Below are 19,106 nucleotides of genomic sequence, written 5' to 3' on the forward strand. Positions count from 1 at the left end.
TGTCGAGAGGAGGGAAGTTATGTTAGTACAAGCATTACGAGATGAAAAAATGGAAGAGTTTCGAAAACAGTTTTTAAAACTTCATCCGTACGATCGGGCGAAGTTTTACGTCGAACAAAGTCCCGAAGTTAGAAACCGCATGTACGAATATTTGTCGCCAGCAGAAATGGCGGAAATTTTTGACCATCTCGACATTGAAGAAGATGAGTATAAAATTTATTTATCGGAAATGGATCCGATGTTTGTCGCGCAAATGCTTGCGCACATGTATGCTGACAATGCGGCGGACGTATTGAATGAATTAGATAAAAACGAAGTAGCGAATTATTTAACGATTATGGATGATGAAGCGGCAAAAGATATTCAAGGGTTGCTTCATTATAAAGAATATACGGCCGGAAGCATTATGACAACGGAATATATCGCCATTCATGCGAATCAAACGGTGCGTTCGGCAATGCAAATTTTAAAAAGAGAAGCAGCGAATGCGGAGACGATTTATTATTTGTACGTCGTCAACGAACAACGGCAGCTCGTTGGGGTATTGTCGCTGCGGGAATTGTTAACATCGGATGACGATGCGATGATTCATGATGTCATGAACGATCAAGTCGTTTCTGTGCTCGTTGATGAAGACCAAGAAGATGTGGCGCGTAAAATGCAAAACTACGATTTTTTAGCGCTTCCTGTCGTCGATGCGAACAATCATTTGCTTGGGATTATTACCGTTGACGACATTGTCGACGTCATTTCTGAAGAAGCGACAGACGACTATTCGAAATTGGCAGGGGTTCCTGATGTCGATATTCAATACACTCCGTTCGAAGCGGCGAAAAAGCGGTTGCCATGGCTGATTATTTTGTTGTTTTTAGGGATGATGACCGCTAATTTAATTAGCCGTTTTGAAGACACATTGCAAAAAGTGGCCATTTTAGCTGTGTTTATTCCGCTTATTGCAGGAATGTCTGGAAATACAGGAACGCAATCATTGGCGGTAGCGGTGCGTCGCTTAGCGATGGGGGATTTAGAAAAAGAAGGGAAATGGCGTATGCTTGCGCGCGAGGCGCTAACGGGGCTTTTAATTGGCTTGTCTTGCGGCGTCGTCATTACAATTGTTGTGTACGTATGGAAGCAGCAGTTTTTCTTAGGTGTGCTCGTCGGATTGGCGTTGTTTGCGACATTAACCGTGGCGACAGTCGCTGGTGCGCTCATTCCGCTTGCGATGCATAAGCTGCGCATCGACCCGGCTGTTGCTTCTGGTCCGTTTATTACGACAATTAACGATTTAATTAGCATTCTTATTTATTTTGGCTTAGCGACAATGTTTATGGACTATTTATTATAAATTCCCTATTTGAAAGTAGGGAATTTTTTGTTATAATCATATTAATACTAGGTTCTAATAACAAATCATAATTTAAGGGGATGAACGAATATGCAATTATCGTTACAAGGGAAAACGTACGTCATTATGGGTGTGGCAAATAAACGAAGCATCGCTTGGGGCATTGCCCGTTCGCTTCATGCGGCAGGGGCGCGATTAATTTTTACATATGCTGGCGAGCGATTTGAAAATGAAGTAAAAAAATTAGTCGCGACGTTAGAAGATGACACGGCGCTTGTGTTGCCTTGCGATGTGACGAAAGATGAAGAAATTGCCTCATGCTTTGCGCAAATCAAAGAGCAAGTGGGCGTCATTCACGGTGTGGCACATTGTATCGCATTTGCGAATAAAGAGCATTTAGAAGGCGAGTATATGAACGTCGATCGCGAAGGATTTTTACTTGCGCACAACATTAGCGCTTATTCGTTAACAGCTGTGGCAAAAGCGGCGAAAGAGCTAATGACAGAAGGTGGCAGCATCGTCACGTTAACATATTTAGGCGGCGAGCGCGTCGTGCAAAACTATAACGTCATGGGTGTCGCAAAAGCGTCGTTAGAAGCGAGCGTGAAATATTTAGCGAACGACTTAGGAAAATACGGCATTCGCGTCAACGCCATTTCGGCAGGGCCAATTCGCACGTTATCTGCCAAAGGTGTCGGCGACTTCAACTCGATTTTAAAAGAAATTGAAGAGCGCGCACCACTGCGCCGCACGACGACACAAGAAGAAGTGGGCGATACGGCACTGTTTTTATTTAGCGACTTATCGCGCGGCGTGACAGGCGAAATTATCCACGTTGACTCTGGCTACCATATTTTAGCGCGCTAATCAAAAAGCTGTTTGGCATTTGCCGAACAGCTTTTATTATGGCATGCCCCTCTCTTTTTGCGCATATATTCGTAAAAAAGGAGGGGTGTGGGAATGAAAAAGCGTGTGGAAAATGCACCGTTGTTGTATATTGTTCAGCCGAATTTAGGACCGAAAACGTGTTATATGCAACAGACGTTTCGAACGAAAAAAGAAAAGCCGTCGTATCCGCCGCCGTCATTTGCGAATTTTCGTGACATGAATACGGCTGAGCGCCTTGAATTTTTAGCGACGCTTCCGAATGAACTTCGGCCGGTGACGTGTGAATTGAAAACGAAAAATCGCACGTATGAAGGCATTGTTCAAACGTGCGATAAGAAAAAAGTCGTCTTTATCGTAAGCGATGAAGAAAAAACGATCACGATCCCGCTCGAACATATCGTATCGGTATCGCTTATTGGCAAATCTTAATATACACACGTTCTAGTTGCTCGGCTGTGTTAGCGAAGGAAAACATCGTTTCCGCCCGTTTTCGTCCTTCGTAAGCAAGTGCGAGCGCTTTTTCTTTATTCCTCAGCAATTCGCATATCGCCTGGGCGAATGCTTTTGGTGACGAATAGTCGTCAATGACGAGCCCGTTTTTGTTATGTTCGATCACTTCGCGATTTCCGCCGCGGTTTGTCGTAATGATTGGCACGCCTGCCGCCATCGCTTCGTAATGCACGCGAGCGAGCGGCTCGTGCCATTGCGAACTGCAAACGAACACATCGCCCATCGTGAATATGTGTGGAATATGTTCAGACGGGATGTAGTTTGTAAATTGAATGCGATCTTTGTAAGGTTTGGCTAGTTGATGAAGAAAGCGCACGTAATCGTTTAAACGGTTGTCGCTAAACCATTTCCCGCCGACGATGACGAGCTTTGCGTTTCGATGTTTAGCTAATACGTGATTCATGCTTTCGATTAACACGTGTACCCCTTTTGTTTTACTTAACCGCCCGATAAATAAAATAACGTCATCTTCTTCAACAAAAAACCGTTGGCGCATATTGGTGCGCAGTTGTTTTCCTTCGTCTGTCCATGGCGGCATGTAGCGCGTTGCATCGACGCCAGAGTAGACGACTTGAATACGATCGTCAGGCACATCGTATCGTTTTGTGACGGTGCGTTTCATATATTCACTGACCGTTGTGATTGCGTCCACTTCCTCAATGACTTGTTTTGCAACGTCTGGCGGCATTTTCATCGGTGAAAACATATCGTTATGCAAACTGGTGACGAAGCGGCTGTTTGGTGCGGCTTGTTTGTAAAACAGTACGTTTGCGGGACGGTTAAAGACGTGAATGACATGAAATGTTCGTTTTTTTAATTCATTTGCAATATGTTGTTCGTATCGTTCTTTTGGTACACGTACGTATTCGATGCCATCACGTATTTCGTACATCGGAAGCGATGGATCGGCAATCGAAAAAATGGTGAGCGAATGAGTTTCGGCAAAAAACGGGGTGATGCCATCAATCATCAGTTGAATGGCGCCCCCTTTTATTGCTGGAGACGGCAATTTTTCAGTACAAATAAATGCGATGCGCATCATGACCTCCCGTAAAGCGAACGAATATATTCGACTTCACGACGCAATCCTTCCCGTAACGGCACGTTCGGGGCGTAGGCAAGCATGTTTTCTGCTTTCGAAATGTCCGCCCACGTATGTTTCGGCTCGCCGATCGCTTGATTAACATATTGTTTTTTTGCTTGTTTTCCAATAAACGTTTCAAGCATCGCGATGACGTCGTTGACGGATGCGCGCTCTTTTCCGCCGATATTGAACGTTTCGCCAATCGCTTTTTCATTGCCAAGAACGGCGAGCGTGCCGTTGACGCAATCGGAAATGTACGTAAAGTCGCGCGTTTGTGTGCCGTCACCGAAAATCGTGATCGGCTCGTCAAACAACATTTGCCGAATGAAGCGGTGAAACGCCATATCGGGCCGTTGGCGTGGACCGTACACGGTGAAATAGCGCAAAATGGTGATCGGTACATGAAATGCTGATTCATATATGCGGCATAAATGTTCCCCAGCAAGCTTCGTCATGCCGTATGGTGACAGAGGGGCTGGAGGCGTGTTTTCATGCACGCGCCCGTTCGTTTCACCGTATACAGATGACGTTGACGTATAAATGAACTGTTTTGGCCGATGTTGTTTACATGCTTCAAGCAACCGTTGCGTCGCTAGTATGTTGTTTGTCGTATATAAATCAAACGATGTTCCCCAGCTTGTGCGCACGCCCGGCATGCCGGCAAAATGATAAATGACATCCACTTGTTGGACGATATCGTCAAGAGGCAACGACAACAAATCCCCTTCGATCCATGTGAAACGGTCATACGTGTTTAACGTTTCAATCGTTTTTTGTTTCATTGCTTTTGGCGTCGGACCGATCAAAGAATCTATGCCAATGACGTGATGATGTGGTAACAATGCTTCACATACGTGCGAACCGATAAATCCAGCTGCTCCTGTGACGAGTATGTTCATCCGCGTCCCACCCCTATATAGTTTAGTCCTGCGTTCATGATCGCCTCACGAGGCAAGCTATTTCGTCCATCGATGACGACGTTTCCGTTCATCATTTGTTTCACATATGCCCAGTTTAACTGTTTATACTCATCCCAATCGGTCGCCACGACGAGCGCATCTGCTTGTGCGATCGCTTCTTCTATCGTTTTTGCTTGCTTTACATCGACATTTGGTAGCACAGCTTTCGGATCATGAGCGATGACATTTGCCCCATGCGCGTGCAATTTTTTAATGAGTGAAATGGCGGGCGATTCGCGAATATCGTCTGTATTTGGCTTAAAGGCAATGCCGAGCACCGCAATCCGTTTTGTAGACATATGTCCTAACGTACGTTTTATTTTTTGTACGTACCAGTTGAGCTGGGTATCGTTAATTGTTTTTGTCGCTTCTAACATATACGGGCGCACGTTTTGTTCATACGCCATTTGTTGTAGGGCGGCGACGTCTTTCGGGAAACAAGAACCACCGTACCCGATTCCCGCTTGCAAAAAGTGTGGACCGATTCTTCCGTCAAGTCCGATGCCTTTTGCGACATCGACAACGTCGACGCCGTACGCGTCACAAAGGCGGGCGATTTCGTTAATAAATGAAATTTTTGTTGCTAAAAAGGCGTTGGCAGCATATTTAATCATTTCGGCACCGCTTAAACTCGTCACGACATATGGCGCGTGAATGCCCGCATATAACGTTTGCATAACGGAAAGTGAGCGATCATCATCGTGACGTAAACCGATGACGATACGATCGGGATGCAAAGAGTCGTAAATGGCGGAGCCTTCGCGTAAAAACTCAGGATTTGATACGACACGTATATGTTTTCCTTCGTTTTTTAAATGGTTGTATATGCGTTCGTTCGTTCCGATCGGGACGGTGCTTTTTATGACAAGTGTTTGCTTATCGTTTACGTGTGGGGTGAGGTCGGCAATGGCACGGTTGACGTATGAAACGTCTGGTTTCCCTTTCGAATCAGAAGGGGTACCTACACAAATAAAAATAACTTCTGCCTCTTGTACATATGTTTGCTTATCGTGATGAAAAAAAAGCCGACTCGCATAGTCGGTTAACAGCTCAGCTAAGCCTGGCTCGTAAATGGGAACGTCTCCGCGCTTTAAGGCGGCCATTTTTTGTTCATTTTCATCTACGCAATGAACGGTATGCCCAAGTTTTGCGAGAACAGCTGCCGTCGTTAATCCGACATAGCCGGCACCAATGATACAAACGTTCATCTTTTCACTTCCTTTATTCGTCTTCGTCGTCTGTTTTCGTCATTCCGATTGTCGTCTTTTGTTGTTGTGTTGCGGCAACGAGCGCATCTGCTGGAAACTCAACTGCAACGACGTCACGGCAGCGGATTGTCATGAATTTTCCGCCATTTTCATAAAATGGATCGACGACGACGGTCAATGTTTTTGCGGCGGTGTCTAGTTGGACGAATTGGGCGTTGTAGTACGTCTCTTTGTTTGTGTGCACATGTAGTTCTGTTCCTTCGCTTATATTTGCTAGCGCGTCACACAACTGTTGCATATGACGATGTTTAGCTAAAAAATGTTTGCTGAAAAAAATGTTATACACGTTTTCACATCCTTTTTCGTTAACTGACTCATTGCATTATATGTGAAACAACAAAGAGGGGTGAAGCATAAAGTAAAGCAAGGAGGAGAGAAGATGGACGTTTTTCACTTTTTTCTTTTATGTGCGGCATCGTTTCGTTTCACGCGCTTAATCGTATATGACCGCATTACGTCGTTTTTGCGTGCCCCGTTTCATGACGAGTTTGAACAAGATGGGGAAACGTATATTGTCATAAAAGGGACAGGAATAAGAAGATGGATCGGGGAGTTGCTCAGTTGCCATTGGTGTACAGGGATATGGTGCGCAGCTGGGCTGTATGTCGGAATGGTTTATGCGCCAAGCATCTTTATGCCGCTTGTGTCGGTGTTAGCAATTGCAGGGATTGCTGCTTTGATGGAAATGGTTGTCCAAAAATGGAGCGAATAAAAAAGCGGGCGAACGCCTGCTTATTTATTTACAACAATATAATTAGAAGATGATACCCCTTGTTTCAGTTGGCGAAAATAGACGAATGCTTCAACGACAACGGTTTGGACGATGCGCAATTCAAATGACGGAAAGCGCAGTTGTTCGTTCGGCAAAAGCGTTGTTTCATCGATTGGCTTTAGCCAATATTCCCCTTCTTTCATTTTTTTGCGCCAATCTTCGACCGCAAATGTCCAGCCGCCTTCTTCTTGCATTTGGCGAAATGAAAATTTTCCGCTTAGTTGCGCGTGATCGGGAGGGCGAAGGCGAAGGCAAATGATCGGATCGTTAAGCGGTGTATTGCCGCTATTTTCGATAACGAAATCACCGATAATTGTCGCCTCTTCCTCTTTTTGTTCTGGCATCATGACAGCGTACGTGAAATAAGCATAGGCGCGCACAACATCTTGTTTGATTTCTTTTTTCCGCCGTTTTTCTTCCTCCAGCGCCACTTCGTAAAAAAGAAGTTGTTGTTTTAACTGTTCAATCGTTTGTTCATATTCGTCTAGTTGCTCAAGTTTTTTTTGCACATATTGATTGCGCAATTGCTCGCGCTTTAACTCCGTTTCGACAAGCTGCAATAGCTGTTTATATTTTGCCACTTCCGACCGGTAATGAATAATTTTTTGTTGGAGTTGAATATGTTGGCTGTTCATTTTGTGCCTCCTTTCTTTATTTCATATATATGTAGCCATGAAAGGAAACATCAATAAAAAAAGGCTGCTGAACGACAACAGCCTTTCATTCATTAATGTGCTGGGAATACTTCTGGGCATTGCGGTGGGAATTTGTCTGTTGGGCAAAGTGTTGCTTCTAAAATTTCTTCGCGCGGTTGGCAGAAGCGTGCTTCGACTTCGATTTTTACGTCTGCTTCCATTTGCACTTCTAAGCATAATGTAATCGATACATCAAGCTGCGAGAAGTTGTCAGTGCAAATTAAGCTTGCGTCACATTCGAAAAACGAAATGTGGCAATCGAGCGTCGTTCCTTCTGGTGCGCATAAAATAAATGTTTGTGCCGTCGCAAATGGAATTGGGTTTGACTCGCAAACGACGTGGCCGTTCGCATTGACGACTTGCACGACGACGTGACCTTTCACAAGCGCTTTTACTTTTTGCAATGTGACTGTATCTCCGGAAGGAAGTGTGACGTGCACCGGTTGACGGCCGTTTGGTTGTAAAATTTCTTGGCAAATGAGCGCGTTGTTGTCAACCGTTTGGTCAATACGGTTTCCTTCATCGTCTGTTAAAAAGCAGCGAATCGAGAAGTCGCCAGCGCTTAAGCCGTTAGACGCGAAAAAGTCACAAACCGTTTGCCCGTGGCGCGGACATTTGCTTTCAGGAAAGATCGTTTCCAAATCCCCATTTGAAAAACTACGCAACGGCACATCGACTTGACGAGTAACCCAGTCATACACTTTGCGTGTTTTAATACACACTTTTTCTTTACGCTCTTTATGATGCGTCATGCCTCGTTCCTCCTATTTCAATTTTTTCCCGTCGCATGTATCGGGACTACTGTATAGTATGAGAAAGGTAGGTAAGTGTGCAGGGATATGTGCGGAATTTTTTTGTCATAAATCGGCGCGTTTTCGAATTGTTATGTAGTAGAAAGGAGGAGGGATATGCAAGAAATAGACGTATTGCGGGCGGAAAACGTGTTGTTAAAAGAATTGGCGGCGTTAAGCGAACAACGTTATGAAGAAATTAAACGATTAAGAAAAGAAAACGAGGAACTAAAAAAGCAGCTGGAGCAATTAACGAAACAGCTATTTGGACAAGAGACGGATTCATGGTTTATGCATACGGTCAAACGCCAACAAGCGTTAAAGCAAGGGATGCAACCGCCGCTTTCGACGCCGTTTTCATTTGCAGAAAAAAGAAATAGGGAAAACGCATAGTCGTTCGCTCCATCTTTTTCATATGCTATTGTATCTTACATGTGTGGAGGGTTTGCTATGGAAAAGAAAAAACCGGTTGTTCTTGGTGGAACACAAACAACGAAAGTATACACATCATCACCTGCTCCTGTGAAAAAAACAGGCGGTTGCGGATGCGGGAAGAAATTGAAACAATAGCGGGGAGGGGAAAAAGATGGAGCGCTTTAAAAATTACGGGCTATGGTTAGCGATCGGTTCATTTATTCCGCTTTTATTACAGACGTTTGGCATCGATTTAGATTTAGGGAAATACGAGCAATTATGGAATGCGTTTTTAAGCATTTTAGTCATGGCAGGCATTTTAAATAATCCGTCGCTTGGAAACGGATTTCGTGATAAACGTTAGCTCCTTCGGGGGCTATTTTTTTTGTATAACTTTGTCGTATCCGCGCAAGCTATGTGATGAAAAAACGAAGGAGGTTTTCATATGACTGTCGCAAGTTCTGTAAAGCAAACATTAGCGGGATTGAAATCAGCGCAGGCAAGTTTTGAAACGTTTGCCTTGCAAACAGAAAATGAAAAAGCGAAACAATTGTATCAACAAGCCGCGCAACAAACGCAAGCGATCGTCGATTTAATTGCTCCGCGCGTGCAAGAAATTGAACAAGAAGAGCCACAATATAAACAATAAGTCATTTGGGTGTCCAATCGGGACGCCCTTTCGTTACATGAACAGAAAGGTGAACGCCATGAAAAAATGGTTTGTACTTATAAGTATGTTTTTTCTTATGAGTTGTGCGCATGAACAAAAAGAACAACAACAATCGCTTCAACAAGAAAACATCACAAACGTGAGCCATGACGGAAGCGCGAAACGAAGCGACCAACAACAGGCAAAACGAGTGGTTAATATGTTAAAGGGGAGAAAAGATGTAAAAGATGCGGTCGCAGTCGAAGCGAACGGACGGTTGCTTGTTGCGTATCAAGTGAAACATTTGCATCGCTTTCGCATGAAACAAATTGAAAAAGAGGTGGGAAAAGCGCTGAACGAGGCATTTGGCAAAAAAGTAATCGCGTCGCACGATTTAAAAATTTTTTGGAAAACGAAAGCGTTGAAAGAAAAAATTGATACGAAAAACATAAGTGAAAAAGAAATCGAAAAAGAAATGACAGTCATTCAAAAATTAAGTGAAGAACAAACGTAGCGAGGTGAGAGGATGGCGAACGAAAAACGGAAAAATTTAACGCCCGTTCAACAAGAGTATCATCAATTTGAACAAGACCGTGAAACGAAGCGTCCGGTGTTGAAAAATTGCGTGCGCGCCTTTTTTGTGGGAGGTTTGATTTGTGCCATCGGACAAGCGATTTCTTATTTTTACATGTACTTTTTCGACTTTACGGAAAAAACGGCCGGCAATCCGACGGTGGCGACAATGGTATTTATTGCGATGCTATTGACAGGGTTTGGTGTGTACGACCGATTGGCGCAATTTGCAGGGGCAGGAAGCGCTGTGCCTGTCACCGGATTTGGCAACGCCGTCATTTCAGCGGCCATTGAACATCGGACGGAAGGGTTCGTGCTTGGCGTTGGAGGCAATATGTTTAAACTAGCTGGTTCTGTCATCTTGTTCGGCACGTTTTCGGCGTTTGTCGTGGCGCTTATTAAAACGATTGCGGTGAAATGGGGTGGGCTCGGATGATGAAAGGGCATCGTACATGGGTGTTTGAAAACCGTCCCGTCATCGTCGCCACCGCAACGGTCGGCGGACCGTTTGAAGCGAACGGAAAGATCGCTGATGATTTTGACTTATTGCATGAAGATCTTTGGCTTGGAGAAGATTCGTATGAAAAAGCGCATAAAGTGCTGTTTGAAGAAGCGTTTTTTCAAGCGATGAAAAAAGCGCGCATTGAAAAAGAACAAGTGCAGTTTGTTATTTCTGGCGATTTAATTAATCAAATGACCCCTTCAAGCTTTGCCGCGCGCACGCTTAGCACTCCATACTTAGGCGTATTTGGCGCCTGCTCAACGTCGATGGAAGCGCTCGCTTTAAGCGCGTTTATCGTCAATTACGGCGGGGCGAAGTACATATTAACGGGCGCCGCTAGCCATAACGCTGCGGTTGAAAAACAGTTTCGCTATCCGACCGAATACGGTGGACAAAAGCCGCCGACCGCGCAATGGACGGTGACAGGGGCAGGGGTGGCGCTCGTTGGAAAAGAAGGAGATGGACCGCGTGTTACGTCGGCAACAATTGGGAGAGTCGTCGACATGGGATTAACCGACCCGTTTAATATGGGCGGGGCGATGGCGCCAGCGGCGGTCGATACAATTGAGGCGCATTTACGCGATATGGAGATCGATGCGTCGCATTACGATCTCATCGTTACAGGCGATTTAGGAAAAATCGGGCGCACCGTCTCGCTTGATTTGTTGCGAAAAAACGGGATGGAACTTGAAGACGAGCGGTATCAAGATTGCGGATTACTCATTTATCGCGAAGGGCAACCGGTGTTGTCGGGAGGAAGCGGAGCAGGGTGTTCTGCAACGGTCGTGTACGGTCATTTGTTAAATCGCATGAAGCGCGGAGAAATAAAACGCATGCTTGTCGTTGCGACAGGAGCACTTTTATCACCGCTGACGTTTCAACAAGGCGAAACGATTCCGTGCATCGCGCATGCGGTAGCGATTGAGTATGGAGGTGATGAGCGATGATGGCGATGTTTTTTTGGGCGTTTGTCGTTGGCGGGCTTATTTGCGTGATCGGACAAGTGATGTTTGATGTGTTTAAGTTGACGCCTGCCCATACGTTAAGCGCGCTCGTTGTTGCTGGAGCGATTTTAGACGGGTTCGGGTTGTACGAGCCGCTTATCGATTTTGCAGGCGCTGGGGCAACGATTCCGATTACAAGTTTCGGCAATGCGCTCGTACACGGGGCGATGCAAGAGGCGGAAAAGCACGGCATCATCGGGGTGTTGACGGGCATGTTTGAAGTGACGAGCGCCGGCATTTCCGCAGCGATTGTATTCGGTTTTATCGGAGCATTATTATTTAAACCGAAAGGATAGATGGAGATGACGATCGGTTCACAAGTGAAACAAAGTTTGGCGAATATGAAAGCGATTCATGCGACGTTGCAACAGCTTGCGCTTACTTCAACGAACGACGAGGCGCAGCGTGCGTTTCATGAAGCGATGTTACAGACGGAACAAATGATTGCGGCGCTCAAAGGGCGCATTTCGACGCTTGAGCGCGAGGAGCCGCAATATAAGGGGATGTAAACATGCCAGCATGGTTAGAAGTGGCGATTCGTTCGATTTGCATTTTAATCGGTTTATTTGTCATTACAAAATTATTAGGAAAAAAGCAATTATCGAAGTTGTCGTTTTTTGAATATATCGTCGGCATTACGATCGGAGATATTGCCGGATCGATGTCGATGGATTTAGATATTCGGTTAACGGAAGGAATCACAAGCATTTTAATTTGGTCGCTTTTCCCTGTTGCCATTTCGATCATTTCGTTGCGAAGTAAAAAATTTCGCGACTTCGTCGAAGGCAACTCGACTGTGTTTATTAAAGACGGAAAAATTTTAGAAGACAATTTGAAAAAAGAAAAATATACAGCAGATGAATTGCTTGAGCAACTGCGGAAAAAAGATGTGTTTCGCGTTGCGGATGTCGAATTTGCGACGCTTGAGGCAAACGGAGATTTAAGCATTTTACTAAAGCGCGACAAACAGCCGCTCACGATTGGGGATGTGCAAAAGTACGTTCCAGAGGAAAAAGAGCCGCAAACGGTCATTATGGACGGCGAAATTTTAGACGAACCGCTTGCGACAGCCCGCCTAAACCGTGGATGGTTAAAAGAGCAGCTCGATCAAATGGGCGTTGCTGTCGAAAACGTCTTTTTAGCGCAAGTCGATTCGTACGGTCAACTGACCGTCGATTTATATGACGACCGCATTCAAGTGCCAGAGCCGCAACAAAAACAACTATTGCTTGCATCGATGAAAAAAGCAGAAGCCGACTTTGAACTATTCGCCTTGCAAACAAATGACACCGAGGCAAAACAAATGTATGAACAACAAGCGAAACAAATGCAGCAGCTTATTCAAAACTTGCAACCGTTTTTAACATAAGCCACGGCATGCACGTGGCTTTTTCATGTGGGGGAATATATTCAAACAATCAGCCAAATTAGCTGATTGTTTGAAGAAACTCCTCGACTTGTTCGCGTGTTTTTGCATTGGCGCTATGTAAGTGGGCGATTTTTTCCCCGTTTTGGAATACGAGTAAGCTTGGAATGCCCATGACGTTGTACGTTTCCGCAATGTCTGGCACATCGTCGCGATCGATGTCATACCACATAAATTGCGGGTACGCCGCAACGACTTCATCGATAAATTGATCCATGCGTACGCAATCTGGGCACCATGTTGTAAAAAATTTAACGACAACCGGCGTGCTGGAGGCGATCGCCTGTTCAAATTGTTGTGCGTTTTGTAATCGTTCCATATGACACGTCCTTTCTTTTTCTTTCGCTTTTATTTTAGCACACGTTTCTGTTTTTTACGTATGAAAAAGTAAGGGGGGAGAGGCGATGAACAAATTGGAAAAAGAACTGCAATCATATGCACGGGCAAAACATGAAAAGCACGATGCGTTTATGAAGGCGTTTGAAACGTGGGGAAAAGAAATGGAAGCGACGTTAAACAAACTAGAAAAAATAAACGATGCCCTACTTCAACAGTTTCAAGCGAACATGAGCGATGCTGAGGCGTTTTTTGCGAAAAAAGAAAAGCAGTTTGCACGCATGTTTCATCATTTTCGCTAAAGCGCCCATACCAAATTCATTTCGATGCATATGATGTAAGCGACAACGTTGAAGGAGGTGGAGTCTCATGGGCTTCGGATATTGCGGATATGGTTACGGTGGCTACGGCTACGGCGGCGGATACGGTTCAACATTCGTGTTAATCGTTGTGTTGTTCATCTTATTGATTATCGTTGGTGCAGCGTTCGTTCACTAAGAAGAGGCGTTCCAAAGGGTCACACCTTTGGAACGTTTTTTTTTTGTTTTTCATATGCTGAAAAAGAAAAATGAAGGAGGCGGAGAAAGATGGATCAACATTTTTTTAAAAATATCGAAAAGAAAACGGGCGTCAATATGCAAGATATTTTTGCGCTCGCCAATTCATTACAAAACGCAAACTTTAAAGACGAAAAAACGGTGCGCGGCATCGTCAAACGCGTCGCACAAATTGCGAATCGCAACGTGCCAAAAGAATTGGAAGATAAAATTGTGCAATCGATCGTCAACAACGGAAAACAAATCGATTTTAATACGATTGCGAACATGTTAAATAAAAAATAACGAAAAAGCGAAAAGTCTTATACGAGGCTTTTCGCTTTTGTTTCGAGAGAAGAAAGCATGCACATTTGGGTCCTAAGAGCTGTCTAGCTCCAAGCGCCATCGGCTCGAGTCGCTCCGCCCCACACTGCGGCGGCGACAGCCTCCTCGGTGGGGCTTGTGCGCCCTTCGCGGAGCCGAGGATGGCGACATTTCGCCGTTGCCCGCAGGACGCGGGCTGCCTTTAGGCGAAATGGGGGCGCTTTTCGCTTTTCTTAAAAGAAAGCAAGCGGGAGGCGTTTGCTTTTTTTAAGCGGCGCATGGACGGAACGGAAATAAAGAGACGCTCTTTTGCGCGTGTCACCGCAACGTACAGAAGGCGGCGCTCTTCTTCAAGCGGAGCGACATCTCCGTTTCGATACGCCTCAAGCGCATAATCGTGCGGCAACAGTCCGTCCACGGCTCCGATGATATATACGATCGGAAACTCTAACCCTTTCGAGCGATGAATCGTCATGAGTTGAATGCCGTCGTCGCACGTTGTATATGATTTTGCCCGCTCGACGTGAGAAAGAAACGCTTGAATCGTTTTAAATTTCCGCGCGACGACTTTGATGTCGCGCACATCATCTGATCCTTTTTCGATCGCATTTCCTTCGTTGCCGCGCTTTTTTAAAAAGTCGCCAAAGCCCATGTCTTTTTCGATGAAGTCGATCGCTTCCAGCGGCTTCATTTCTTTTACTTTCGCAAAGAGCGGGGCGATCGTGCGCAATTTTTGTTGCTGAAATGGCTGAATGCCGTCGAGTTTGGTGAGCGCTTCAACGAGCGAACAGTCTTGTAAAATCGAGATCGCTTTTAAATCGTTTAGGACGGTCTGTTTTAAAAACAATACGGTGACAACATCAGCAAGCGCCTGTTCGTCGTTCGGATCGATGCTTAAGCGAAAAAAGCTTAATAAGTAGCGCACGATGCGACGATTGTAAAACGAGTCGCCATCTGTTGTGACAGGCAAACGAAGTTGCGAAAGCCGTTCAAAGACGGCGCGCCCTGAAGCGTTCGTGCGACATAAAATCGCGATATCGCTCGGTTTGGCGCCTTTTTGTATTCGCTCGACAATGTCGCATGCGATCATCGTCGCTTCTTCTTCTTCATCGTACGGAAAAAAACAGATCGGCATATGGCTGCTATCTGTTTGGGCGTTCATTTGTTTCGGAATGCGCGTGCGACTTTTCGAGATGATATCGTTGGCAAGCGAGACGATCGGATGTGGCGAACGATAGTTTTCCGTTAGCTTCACAATCGTTGTGTTTGGAAAATCTCGTTGAAATTGATGAATAAACGATGAATCCGAGCCGCGAAACGCATAAATGGCTTGGTCGTCATCGCCAACTGCGCAAATGTGATACGTATGAGAGGCGAGCAGTTTCATCGTTTCATATTGCACGTTGTTAATGTCTTGAAATTCATCGATAAGAAAATAATGAAACCGTTCGTGATATTGTTTCAGTCGCTTTTCATCTGTTCGCAACATGTCATAGCACGCATATAACATATCATCAAAATCAAATAAATCGTGTTGCCGCTTTTTTTCCTCATATTGCACGTACAACTGTACGACGCGCTCGTCCCATTCGTTTTCAATGGCGATGTCATCGAGCGAGGTGAGCGTATTTTTCCAATACGAGATGCGCTGCATCGCTTCATCATACGGAAAATCGCGTTCATCAATGCCGGTGTCGCGACCGATTTCTTTCATCATCCGTTCTTTTTGCCAGTCGCGAATGAGCCGCTCATGCCGCCAACGAAACGGATCGGCATGTTGTAACATGCGATAAAATAAGCTGTGAAACGTTCCGATTGTAGGCAGTGCATCAAGGTTGTATGCATGAAGTCTTTCAGCGAGTTCTTTCGCGGCTTTTGTCGTAAAGGTGACGATCATCATGTTTGCCGCTTTGATGTGATGGTTAGTGATCATTGCAGCCGCGCGCGTCGTTAACGTGCGCGTCTTTCCGCTGCCAGCTCCCGCAAGCACAAGAAGCGGACCTTCAATGCGGCGAACGGCTTCATATTGCTCGGCATCGAGCGACACGCCGCATACGGTCATTTGTTTTTTTTCTTTCGCTTGAAACGGTTGTTTTGGCTGAATGGCGATGATATTCGCTCGTTTTCGTTCTTCTCGGATACAAGGGTCGGAAACATGATAAAAGTGCGGGGCATGTTCAATCGCTAAATGAAAGCGAACGATTCCACCGCACATCGGACACGTCCATTTGTTTCGTAAACTTTGTTCATACACGAGCTCATATTTTTCGCGCGCTAACGTATGAATATCAAATAGCTTGCCGTTATATCGTGCTTTATTCATCGGTCAAACTCCTTCGTCTAACGTCAACGTCTATGTTAACAAATCATACAATAAGAGAAAAGGAGTTTTTTTATGGTTGGCGAATAAATAAAAAAAGGAGGCGACTTATATGAACATCCCACCGATTCGTCCAAACCCGCTTCATGTTTCCCGCGTGACAAACATACAGCGAACGACAAATGAGAAAAAAGAACAAACGGCACAAAAGAAAAAACGACCTCAAGATCGTTCAATGAAAAAACGTTAATATGCCTGCACGTGCATGCCTTTTCCGTCTTGCCATTCGGCGTATAAAATATCTTTATAGTTTTCAAAACCAGCGTGGCGAATATGTTTTTTTAGCCATTGTTCGTCCCAACCGTTCTCTTGTAAATTGTCCCAAATGACTTCCCCGTCGATAATGACCGTCACAGGCAATGTCGCTTCAGATGCAGAAATGTTTTGGTCTTGCCGCGTCGGCTGTTCGAACGGGGCTTTTTTCATGACGCTTACTGTGCCGTCTGTTTCTAAAATGGCGTATTCCACTTCGCGAACGGAAAAGACGTTGCGCGCGCGCAGCAAATGTTGCAGTTGGTTTAAGTCGAGCTTCGTTTGTTTTAACGCTTCATACAAAATTTTTCCTTTCGAAATGACGATGACCGGTTTTCCTTCTAACAATTCGCGAAGTTCTTTTTTCTTTTGTGTAATCATTTCTGTTGCGTAAATAAGCAGTCCCCATAGCGCAATCGCAAACAATACTTTCGAGAGTCCGACTTTCGGATCGTATAAACCGTTGCCGACAAGTTCCCCGAGAACGAGGGCGGAAATAAAGTCAAACGGTGTAATTTGCGTAATTTGTGTCCGTCCAAGTATTTTTGCCATTATAAATAAGGCGATATAACCGACAACTAATTCAATTGCGATTTGTCCAAATTCGCTCATAACGATATCCTTCCGTATGTAGCTTTTTTTGTTTAGTATGCCGAGTGAAAAAGAAAACATGCGACCGTTATGATCGCATGTTGATCGTTTTTATCATCGTTACATGTGGAATGCCTGCGTCCAAAAAGACGTCGGATACCGTTTCGTAGCCGAGCTGTTTGTAAAACGGTTCGGCATGCGTTTGGGCGTTTAGTTTCACCTTTGTGACGTGTTGTGAAGCATATTGTTCGATCGCTTCCATGATCCGTTTGCCGATGCCGCGTCCGCGATATGCCGGAAGGACGCAAATGCGTTCCACTTTGCCAACGCCATCAATTGTGCGAAAACGTCCTGCGGCAATCGGTTGATCGTCATCGTATATGACGAAATGAACAGATTCACGCTCGAATGCGTCAATTTCTTCTTCTTCCGATACCCCTTGTTCGTCAATAAAGACGGCGCGGCGAACAAAAAGGGCATCGCGCCAAAGCGCTTCGTCTTGTCCTCGTTTGACGTACATGTTGTTATTCCTTTCCAAGATGAAATGTTTCGTACGCTGACCACGATCCGTTTTCAAGTTGATATAAAAGATGGAAGCGGTCGACTTGTTCTTCAAAGTAGACGGACTGCATGTTGAAGCGGCCGAATACGTCCGAATATTCGTCGTTTGACAAGTCGCGTGCGATCGTAATGTGCGGCACGAACGCATAGTCTGTCTGTTCAACGAACGGTGGACGATGCAATTTTTCATGCAGCTGAGCGAGTGGCTCTGTTTTTTCCACTTTTAAATAAATGACGTTATTGACCGGATAAAACGAACTAAATTTTGTGACGCGCAACGGAAACGGCTCTGTTTCGCGGGCGACGTCGCGAAGCTGTTGAACGAGCTCATCAAGCTTGTCTTCCTCCACGTCAAACGCATATTTTAGCGTAATATGTGGCGGAATGAGGGCGTAATGAGAGTCGTACCGTTTGCGATACGAATTCGCAAAATCTTGAATTTTTTTTGATGGAAAAATCGCGATACCACATTTCATGCGACCTTCCTCCTTTCGTCATTATACTTATATATTATAACAAATTTTCGGAAAATACTGTTACATTTCAATCACTTTTTTTAATCCGATCGGCAAATTTGGTTGCCAGTATGTCCAAGAATGGTCGCCGTCAAACTCGTCATAATGATAGCGACTTTGTTTCGTTTGGAGAACGTGCGAAAGGGCGCGATTCGGCTCAATGAAGTTGCGCACCATTCCGTCTGTCGTTTTTACGTCCGTTTCTTGTTTGCCGACGGAATGATAGAGCGCAAGCAAATGCCAGTCCGTAAATGATTGCACGTGCGCCATCACATCGTCGTTCACGTATGGCGACTGCATGACGACTTTGCCGAACGTATGCGGATATGTCATCGCAGTAAGAAGCGAAACGGTGCCTGCGAGCGAATCGCCAACGAGAATGCGCGTTGTCCCCATTTGATATGTTGAAAAATGTTCATCAACGAGCGGCGCCAGTTCGTTCGCAAGAAAGCGCATGTACGCTTCGCGTTTTTTTCCGTTCGGATGATATTTCTCATAGCGATCTGACACGTTGCGATACGGCACGCCGATGACGACAGCGCGTATGCCAAGCTCGTCGATAACGCGTCCAATTTTTCCAAACATAAAATAATCTTGTCCATCTTGTGCGATAATGACGAGATGTTTATAAAGCGGTGTGATAGGTTTGGAGCAATATACAGGTAACGATAGCTCCTCGTCTAAATGTTGGCTGTGAAGTTTTAACTCTTGCATGTTCTCCCATCCTTTTT

The 19,106-nt window shown here is 45.1% G+C and carries 28 protein-coding genes and 1 pseudogene; 17 read left to right on the forward strand and 12 right to left on the reverse strand.

What is annotated here, in order from left to right; translation table 11 throughout:
- The first annotated feature begins 19 nt into the window (after positions 1-19).
- The 3 genes from mgtE (at position 20) to HNR63_RS03355 (ending at position 2,662) form a co-directional block, all read left to right on the forward strand.
- A complete protein-coding gene (gene mgtE / locus HNR63_RS03345) occupies positions 20-1,345 on the forward strand; it encodes a magnesium transporter (protein WP_181519774.1) in 1,326 nt (441 codons plus the stop codon).
- A gap of 90 nt (positions 1,346-1,435) precedes the next feature.
- Positions 1,436-2,212 carry an enoyl-ACP reductase FabI gene (fabI, locus tag HNR63_RS03350; protein ID WP_085789587.1) on the forward strand — a complete coding sequence of 259 codons (777 nt, stop codon included), beginning with the start codon at positions 1,436-1,438 and terminating at the stop codon, positions 2,210-2,212.
- A 93-nt stretch (positions 2,213-2,305) separates the two neighbouring features.
- Positions 2,306-2,662, forward strand: a complete 357-nt coding sequence (locus HNR63_RS03355; protein ID WP_181519775.1) for a CotO family spore coat protein — start codon at positions 2,306-2,308, stop codon at positions 2,660-2,662.
- Here the strand turns inward: HNR63_RS03355 and HNR63_RS03360 are convergent.
- From HNR63_RS03360 to HNR63_RS03375, 4 genes and pseudogenes are all read right to left on the reverse strand, one after another.
- Positions 2,646-3,782 (reverse strand): glycosyltransferase family 4 protein, encoded by a 1,137-nt coding sequence (locus tag HNR63_RS03360; protein WP_181519910.1) that lies wholly within the window; start codon positions 3,780-3,782, stop codon positions 2,646-2,648. The genes HNR63_RS03355 and HNR63_RS03360 overlap by 17 nt on opposite strands.
- Positions 3,782-4,726 carry an NAD-dependent epimerase/dehydratase family protein gene (locus tag HNR63_RS03365; RefSeq protein ID WP_181519776.1) on the reverse strand — a complete coding sequence of 315 codons (945 nt, stop codon included), beginning with the start codon at positions 4,724-4,726 and terminating at the stop codon, positions 3,782-3,784. Before HNR63_RS03365 ends, HNR63_RS03360 begins: the two co-directional genes overlap by 1 nt.
- A pseudogene (locus HNR63_RS03370) lies at positions 4,723-5,997 on the reverse strand (UDP-glucose dehydrogenase family protein); the annotation flags it as partial. The gene HNR63_RS03365 and the pseudogene HNR63_RS03370, both read right to left, overlap by 4 nt.
- A 10-nt stretch (positions 5,998-6,007) precedes the next feature.
- Positions 6,008-6,340: a hypothetical protein gene (locus tag HNR63_RS03375; protein ID WP_181519778.1), complete on the reverse strand. Its 333-nt coding sequence runs from the start codon at positions 6,338-6,340 to the stop codon at positions 6,008-6,010.
- 93 nt (positions 6,341-6,433) lie between these two features.
- On the opposite strand from HNR63_RS03375, the gene HNR63_RS03380 reads away from it, so the two are divergent.
- Complete coding sequence (locus HNR63_RS03380) at positions 6,434-6,766, forward strand: DUF1360 domain-containing protein (protein ID WP_181519779.1); 333 nt, start codon at positions 6,434-6,436, stop codon at positions 6,764-6,766.
- A gap of 20 nt (positions 6,767-6,786) precedes the next feature.
- Here HNR63_RS03380 and HNR63_RS03385 read toward each other — a convergent pair whose 3' ends face one another.
- Positions 6,787-7,461 (reverse strand): hypothetical protein, encoded by a 675-nt coding sequence (locus HNR63_RS03385; RefSeq protein WP_085789642.1) that lies wholly within the window; start codon positions 7,459-7,461, stop codon positions 6,787-6,789.
- A gap of 92 nt (positions 7,462-7,553) precedes the next feature.
- Positions 7,554-8,273, reverse strand: coding sequence for a BMQ_0737 family morphogenetic spore coat protein (locus HNR63_RS03390; protein WP_009362154.1), 720 nt, complete (start codon positions 8,271-8,273; stop codon positions 7,554-7,556).
- A 156-nt stretch (positions 8,274-8,429) separates the two neighbouring features.
- Here HNR63_RS03390 and HNR63_RS03395 point away from each other — a divergent pair, with 156 nt between their 5' ends.
- The 9 genes from HNR63_RS03395 to HNR63_RS03435 all read left to right on the forward strand — a co-directional run bounded on the left by HNR63_RS03395 (position 8,430) and on the right by HNR63_RS03435 (position 12,823).
- Positions 8,430-8,705: a spore coat protein regulator protein YlbO gene (locus HNR63_RS03395; RefSeq protein WP_181519780.1), complete on the forward strand. Its 276-nt coding sequence runs from the start codon at positions 8,430-8,432 to the stop codon at positions 8,703-8,705.
- 193 nt (positions 8,706-8,898) lie between these two features.
- On the forward strand, positions 8,899-9,090 hold the full coding sequence (locus HNR63_RS03400) for a phage holin family protein (protein ID WP_009362151.1): 192 nt from the start codon (positions 8,899-8,901) through the stop codon (positions 9,088-9,090).
- Between the two features lie 81 nt (positions 9,091-9,171).
- Positions 9,172-9,375 (forward strand): DUF1657 domain-containing protein, encoded by a 204-nt coding sequence (locus HNR63_RS03405; protein ID WP_042534447.1) that lies wholly within the window; start codon positions 9,172-9,174, stop codon positions 9,373-9,375.
- 58 nt (positions 9,376-9,433) lie between these two features.
- The gene (locus HNR63_RS03410) at positions 9,434-9,889 is read left to right on the forward strand and encodes a YhcN/YlaJ family sporulation lipoprotein (protein ID WP_181519781.1); all 456 of its coding nucleotides are present in this window, start codon (positions 9,434-9,436) and stop codon (positions 9,887-9,889) included.
- 12 nt (positions 9,890-9,901) lie between these two features.
- Positions 9,902-10,384 carry a stage V sporulation protein AC gene (spoVAC, locus tag HNR63_RS03415; protein ID WP_085789363.1) on the forward strand — a complete coding sequence of 161 codons (483 nt, stop codon included), beginning with the start codon at positions 9,902-9,904 and terminating at the stop codon, positions 10,382-10,384.
- Entirely contained in the window at positions 10,381-11,397 is a 1,017-nt protein-coding gene (spoVAD, locus tag HNR63_RS03420) for a stage V sporulation protein AD (RefSeq protein ID WP_085789364.1), read from the forward strand. The genes spoVAC and spoVAD overlap by 4 nt, the downstream gene beginning before the upstream one ends.
- The gene (gene spoVAE / locus HNR63_RS03425; protein ID WP_075039687.1) at positions 11,394-11,750 is read left to right on the forward strand and encodes a stage V sporulation protein AE; all 357 of its coding nucleotides are present in this window, start codon (positions 11,394-11,396) and stop codon (positions 11,748-11,750) included. Before spoVAD ends, spoVAE begins: the two co-directional genes overlap by 4 nt.
- Positions 11,751-11,756: 6 nt before the next feature.
- The gene (locus HNR63_RS03430) at positions 11,757-11,963 is read left to right on the forward strand and encodes a DUF1657 domain-containing protein (RefSeq protein WP_085789365.1); all 207 of its coding nucleotides are present in this window, start codon (positions 11,757-11,759) and stop codon (positions 11,961-11,963) included.
- Between the two features lie 2 nt (positions 11,964-11,965).
- Positions 11,966-12,823 carry a DUF421 domain-containing protein gene (locus HNR63_RS03435; protein ID WP_181519782.1) on the forward strand — a complete coding sequence of 286 codons (858 nt, stop codon included), beginning with the start codon at positions 11,966-11,968 and terminating at the stop codon, positions 12,821-12,823.
- A gap of 58 nt (positions 12,824-12,881) precedes the next feature.
- Here HNR63_RS03435 and HNR63_RS03440 read toward each other — a convergent pair whose 3' ends face one another.
- Positions 12,882-13,199 carry a thioredoxin family protein gene (locus HNR63_RS03440; RefSeq protein WP_181519783.1) on the reverse strand — a complete coding sequence of 106 codons (318 nt, stop codon included), beginning with the start codon at positions 13,197-13,199 and terminating at the stop codon, positions 12,882-12,884.
- 85 nt (positions 13,200-13,284) lie between these two features.
- Here HNR63_RS03440 and HNR63_RS03445 point away from each other — a divergent pair, with 85 nt between their 5' ends.
- From HNR63_RS03445 to spoVIF, 3 genes are all read left to right on the forward strand, one after another.
- Positions 13,285-13,518 carry a hypothetical protein gene (locus HNR63_RS03445; RefSeq protein WP_085789368.1) on the forward strand — a complete coding sequence of 78 codons (234 nt, stop codon included), beginning with the start codon at positions 13,285-13,287 and terminating at the stop codon, positions 13,516-13,518.
- A gap of 67 nt (positions 13,519-13,585) precedes the next feature.
- Positions 13,586-13,714 (forward strand): YjcZ family sporulation protein, encoded by a 129-nt coding sequence (locus HNR63_RS03450; RefSeq protein WP_009362140.1) that lies wholly within the window; start codon positions 13,586-13,588, stop codon positions 13,712-13,714.
- 89 nt (positions 13,715-13,803) lie between these two features.
- Positions 13,804-14,058: a sporulation-specific transcription regulator SpoVIF gene (gene spoVIF, locus HNR63_RS03455; RefSeq protein ID WP_009362139.1), complete on the forward strand. Its 255-nt coding sequence runs from the start codon at positions 13,804-13,806 to the stop codon at positions 14,056-14,058.
- A 220-nt stretch (positions 14,059-14,278) separates the two neighbouring features.
- Here the strand turns inward: spoVIF and HNR63_RS03460 are convergent, their stop codons facing one another.
- Entirely contained in the window at positions 14,279-16,399 is a 2,121-nt protein-coding gene (locus tag HNR63_RS03460) for an ATP-dependent helicase (protein WP_181519784.1), read from the reverse strand.
- A 109-nt stretch (positions 16,400-16,508) separates the two neighbouring features.
- Here HNR63_RS03460 and HNR63_RS03465 point away from each other — a divergent pair, with 109 nt between their 5' ends.
- Complete coding sequence (locus HNR63_RS03465; protein ID WP_181519785.1) at positions 16,509-16,646, forward strand: hypothetical protein; 138 nt, start codon at positions 16,509-16,511, stop codon at positions 16,644-16,646.
- Here the strand turns inward: HNR63_RS03465 and HNR63_RS03470 are convergent.
- The 4 genes from HNR63_RS03470 to HNR63_RS03485 form a co-directional block, all read right to left on the reverse strand.
- Positions 16,643-17,320: a DUF421 domain-containing protein gene (locus HNR63_RS03470; RefSeq protein ID WP_181519786.1), complete on the reverse strand. Its 678-nt coding sequence runs from the start codon at positions 17,318-17,320 to the stop codon at positions 16,643-16,645. The two genes, HNR63_RS03465 and HNR63_RS03470, sit on opposite strands and share 4 nt — an antisense overlap.
- 67 nt (positions 17,321-17,387) lie before the next feature.
- Entirely contained in the window at positions 17,388-17,819 is a 432-nt protein-coding gene (locus HNR63_RS03475) for a GNAT family N-acetyltransferase (RefSeq protein WP_085789371.1), read from the reverse strand.
- 4 nt (positions 17,820-17,823) lie between these two features.
- Complete coding sequence (locus HNR63_RS03480; protein WP_085789372.1) at positions 17,824-18,336, reverse strand: YjcG family protein; 513 nt, start codon at positions 18,334-18,336, stop codon at positions 17,824-17,826.
- Positions 18,337-18,396: 60 nt separating this feature from the next.
- On the reverse strand, positions 18,397-19,089 hold the full coding sequence (locus HNR63_RS03485; RefSeq protein WP_181519787.1) for an alpha/beta hydrolase: 693 nt from the start codon (positions 19,087-19,089) through the stop codon (positions 18,397-18,399).
- Positions 19,090-19,106: the final 17 nt, after the last annotated feature.

It is taken from the genome of Anoxybacillus ayderensis (assembly GCF_013761015.1).
Taxonomy (GTDB): domain Bacteria; phylum Bacillota; class Bacilli; order Bacillales; family Anoxybacillaceae; genus Anoxybacillus; species Anoxybacillus ayderensis.

Coding starts and splice junctions, on each gene's coding strand:
- mgtE (WP_181519774.1), top strand. CDS start 20: ATGTTAGTACAAGCATTACGAGATGAAAAAATGGAAGAGTTTCGAAAA.
- fabI (WP_085789587.1), top strand. CDS start 1,436: ATGCAATTATCGTTACAAGGGAAAACGTACGTCATTATGGGTGTGGCA.
- HNR63_RS03355 (WP_181519775.1), top strand. CDS start 2,306: ATGAAAAAGCGTGTGGAAAATGCACCGTTGTTGTATATTGTTCAGCCG.
- HNR63_RS03360 (WP_181519910.1), bottom strand. CDS start 3,782: ATGCGCATCGCATTTATTTGTACTGAAAAATTGCCGTCTCCAGCAATA.
- HNR63_RS03365 (WP_181519776.1), bottom strand. CDS start 4,726: ATGAACATACTCGTCACAGGAGCAGCTGGATTTATCGGTTCGCACGTA.
- HNR63_RS03380 (WP_181519779.1), top strand. CDS start 6,434: ATGGACGTTTTTCACTTTTTTCTTTTATGTGCGGCATCGTTTCGTTTC.
- HNR63_RS03385 (WP_085789642.1), bottom strand. CDS start 7,461: ATGAACAGCCAACATATTCAACTCCAACAAAAAATTATTCATTACCGG.
- HNR63_RS03390 (WP_009362154.1), bottom strand. CDS start 8,273: ATGACGCATCATAAAGAGCGTAAAGAAAAAGTGTGTATTAAAACACGC.
- HNR63_RS03395 (WP_181519780.1), top strand. CDS start 8,430: ATGCAAGAAATAGACGTATTGCGGGCGGAAAACGTGTTGTTAAAAGAA.
- HNR63_RS03400 (WP_009362151.1), top strand. CDS start 8,899: ATGGAGCGCTTTAAAAATTACGGGCTATGGTTAGCGATCGGTTCATTT.
- HNR63_RS03405 (WP_042534447.1), top strand. CDS start 9,172: ATGACTGTCGCAAGTTCTGTAAAGCAAACATTAGCGGGATTGAAATCA.
- HNR63_RS03410 (WP_181519781.1), top strand. CDS start 9,434: ATGAAAAAATGGTTTGTACTTATAAGTATGTTTTTTCTTATGAGTTGT.
- spoVAC (WP_085789363.1), top strand. CDS start 9,902: ATGGCGAACGAAAAACGGAAAAATTTAACGCCCGTTCAACAAGAGTAT.
- spoVAD (WP_085789364.1), top strand. CDS start 10,381: ATGATGAAAGGGCATCGTACATGGGTGTTTGAAAACCGTCCCGTCATC.
- spoVAE (WP_075039687.1), top strand. CDS start 11,394: ATGATGGCGATGTTTTTTTGGGCGTTTGTCGTTGGCGGGCTTATTTGC.
- HNR63_RS03430 (WP_085789365.1), top strand. CDS start 11,757: ATGACGATCGGTTCACAAGTGAAACAAAGTTTGGCGAATATGAAAGCG.
- HNR63_RS03435 (WP_181519782.1), top strand. CDS start 11,966: ATGCCAGCATGGTTAGAAGTGGCGATTCGTTCGATTTGCATTTTAATC.
- HNR63_RS03440 (WP_181519783.1), bottom strand. CDS start 13,199: ATGGAACGATTACAAAACGCACAACAATTTGAACAGGCGATCGCCTCC.
- HNR63_RS03445 (WP_085789368.1), top strand. CDS start 13,285: ATGAACAAATTGGAAAAAGAACTGCAATCATATGCACGGGCAAAACAT.
- HNR63_RS03450 (WP_009362140.1), top strand. CDS start 13,586: ATGGGCTTCGGATATTGCGGATATGGTTACGGTGGCTACGGCTACGGC.
- spoVIF (WP_009362139.1), top strand. CDS start 13,804: ATGGATCAACATTTTTTTAAAAATATCGAAAAGAAAACGGGCGTCAAT.
- HNR63_RS03460 (WP_181519784.1), bottom strand. CDS start 16,399: ATGAATAAAGCACGATATAACGGCAAGCTATTTGATATTCATACGTTA.
- HNR63_RS03465 (WP_181519785.1), top strand. CDS start 16,509: ATGAACATCCCACCGATTCGTCCAAACCCGCTTCATGTTTCCCGCGTG.
- HNR63_RS03470 (WP_181519786.1), bottom strand. CDS start 17,320: ATGAGCGAATTTGGACAAATCGCAATTGAATTAGTTGTCGGTTATATC.
- HNR63_RS03475 (WP_085789371.1), bottom strand. CDS start 17,819: ATGTACGTCAAACGAGGACAAGACGAAGCGCTTTGGCGCGATGCCCTT.
- HNR63_RS03480 (WP_085789372.1), bottom strand. CDS start 18,336: ATGAAATGTGGTATCGCGATTTTTCCATCAAAAAAAATTCAAGATTTT.
- HNR63_RS03485 (WP_181519787.1), bottom strand. CDS start 19,089: ATGCAAGAGTTAAAACTTCACAGCCAACATTTAGACGAGGAGCTATCG.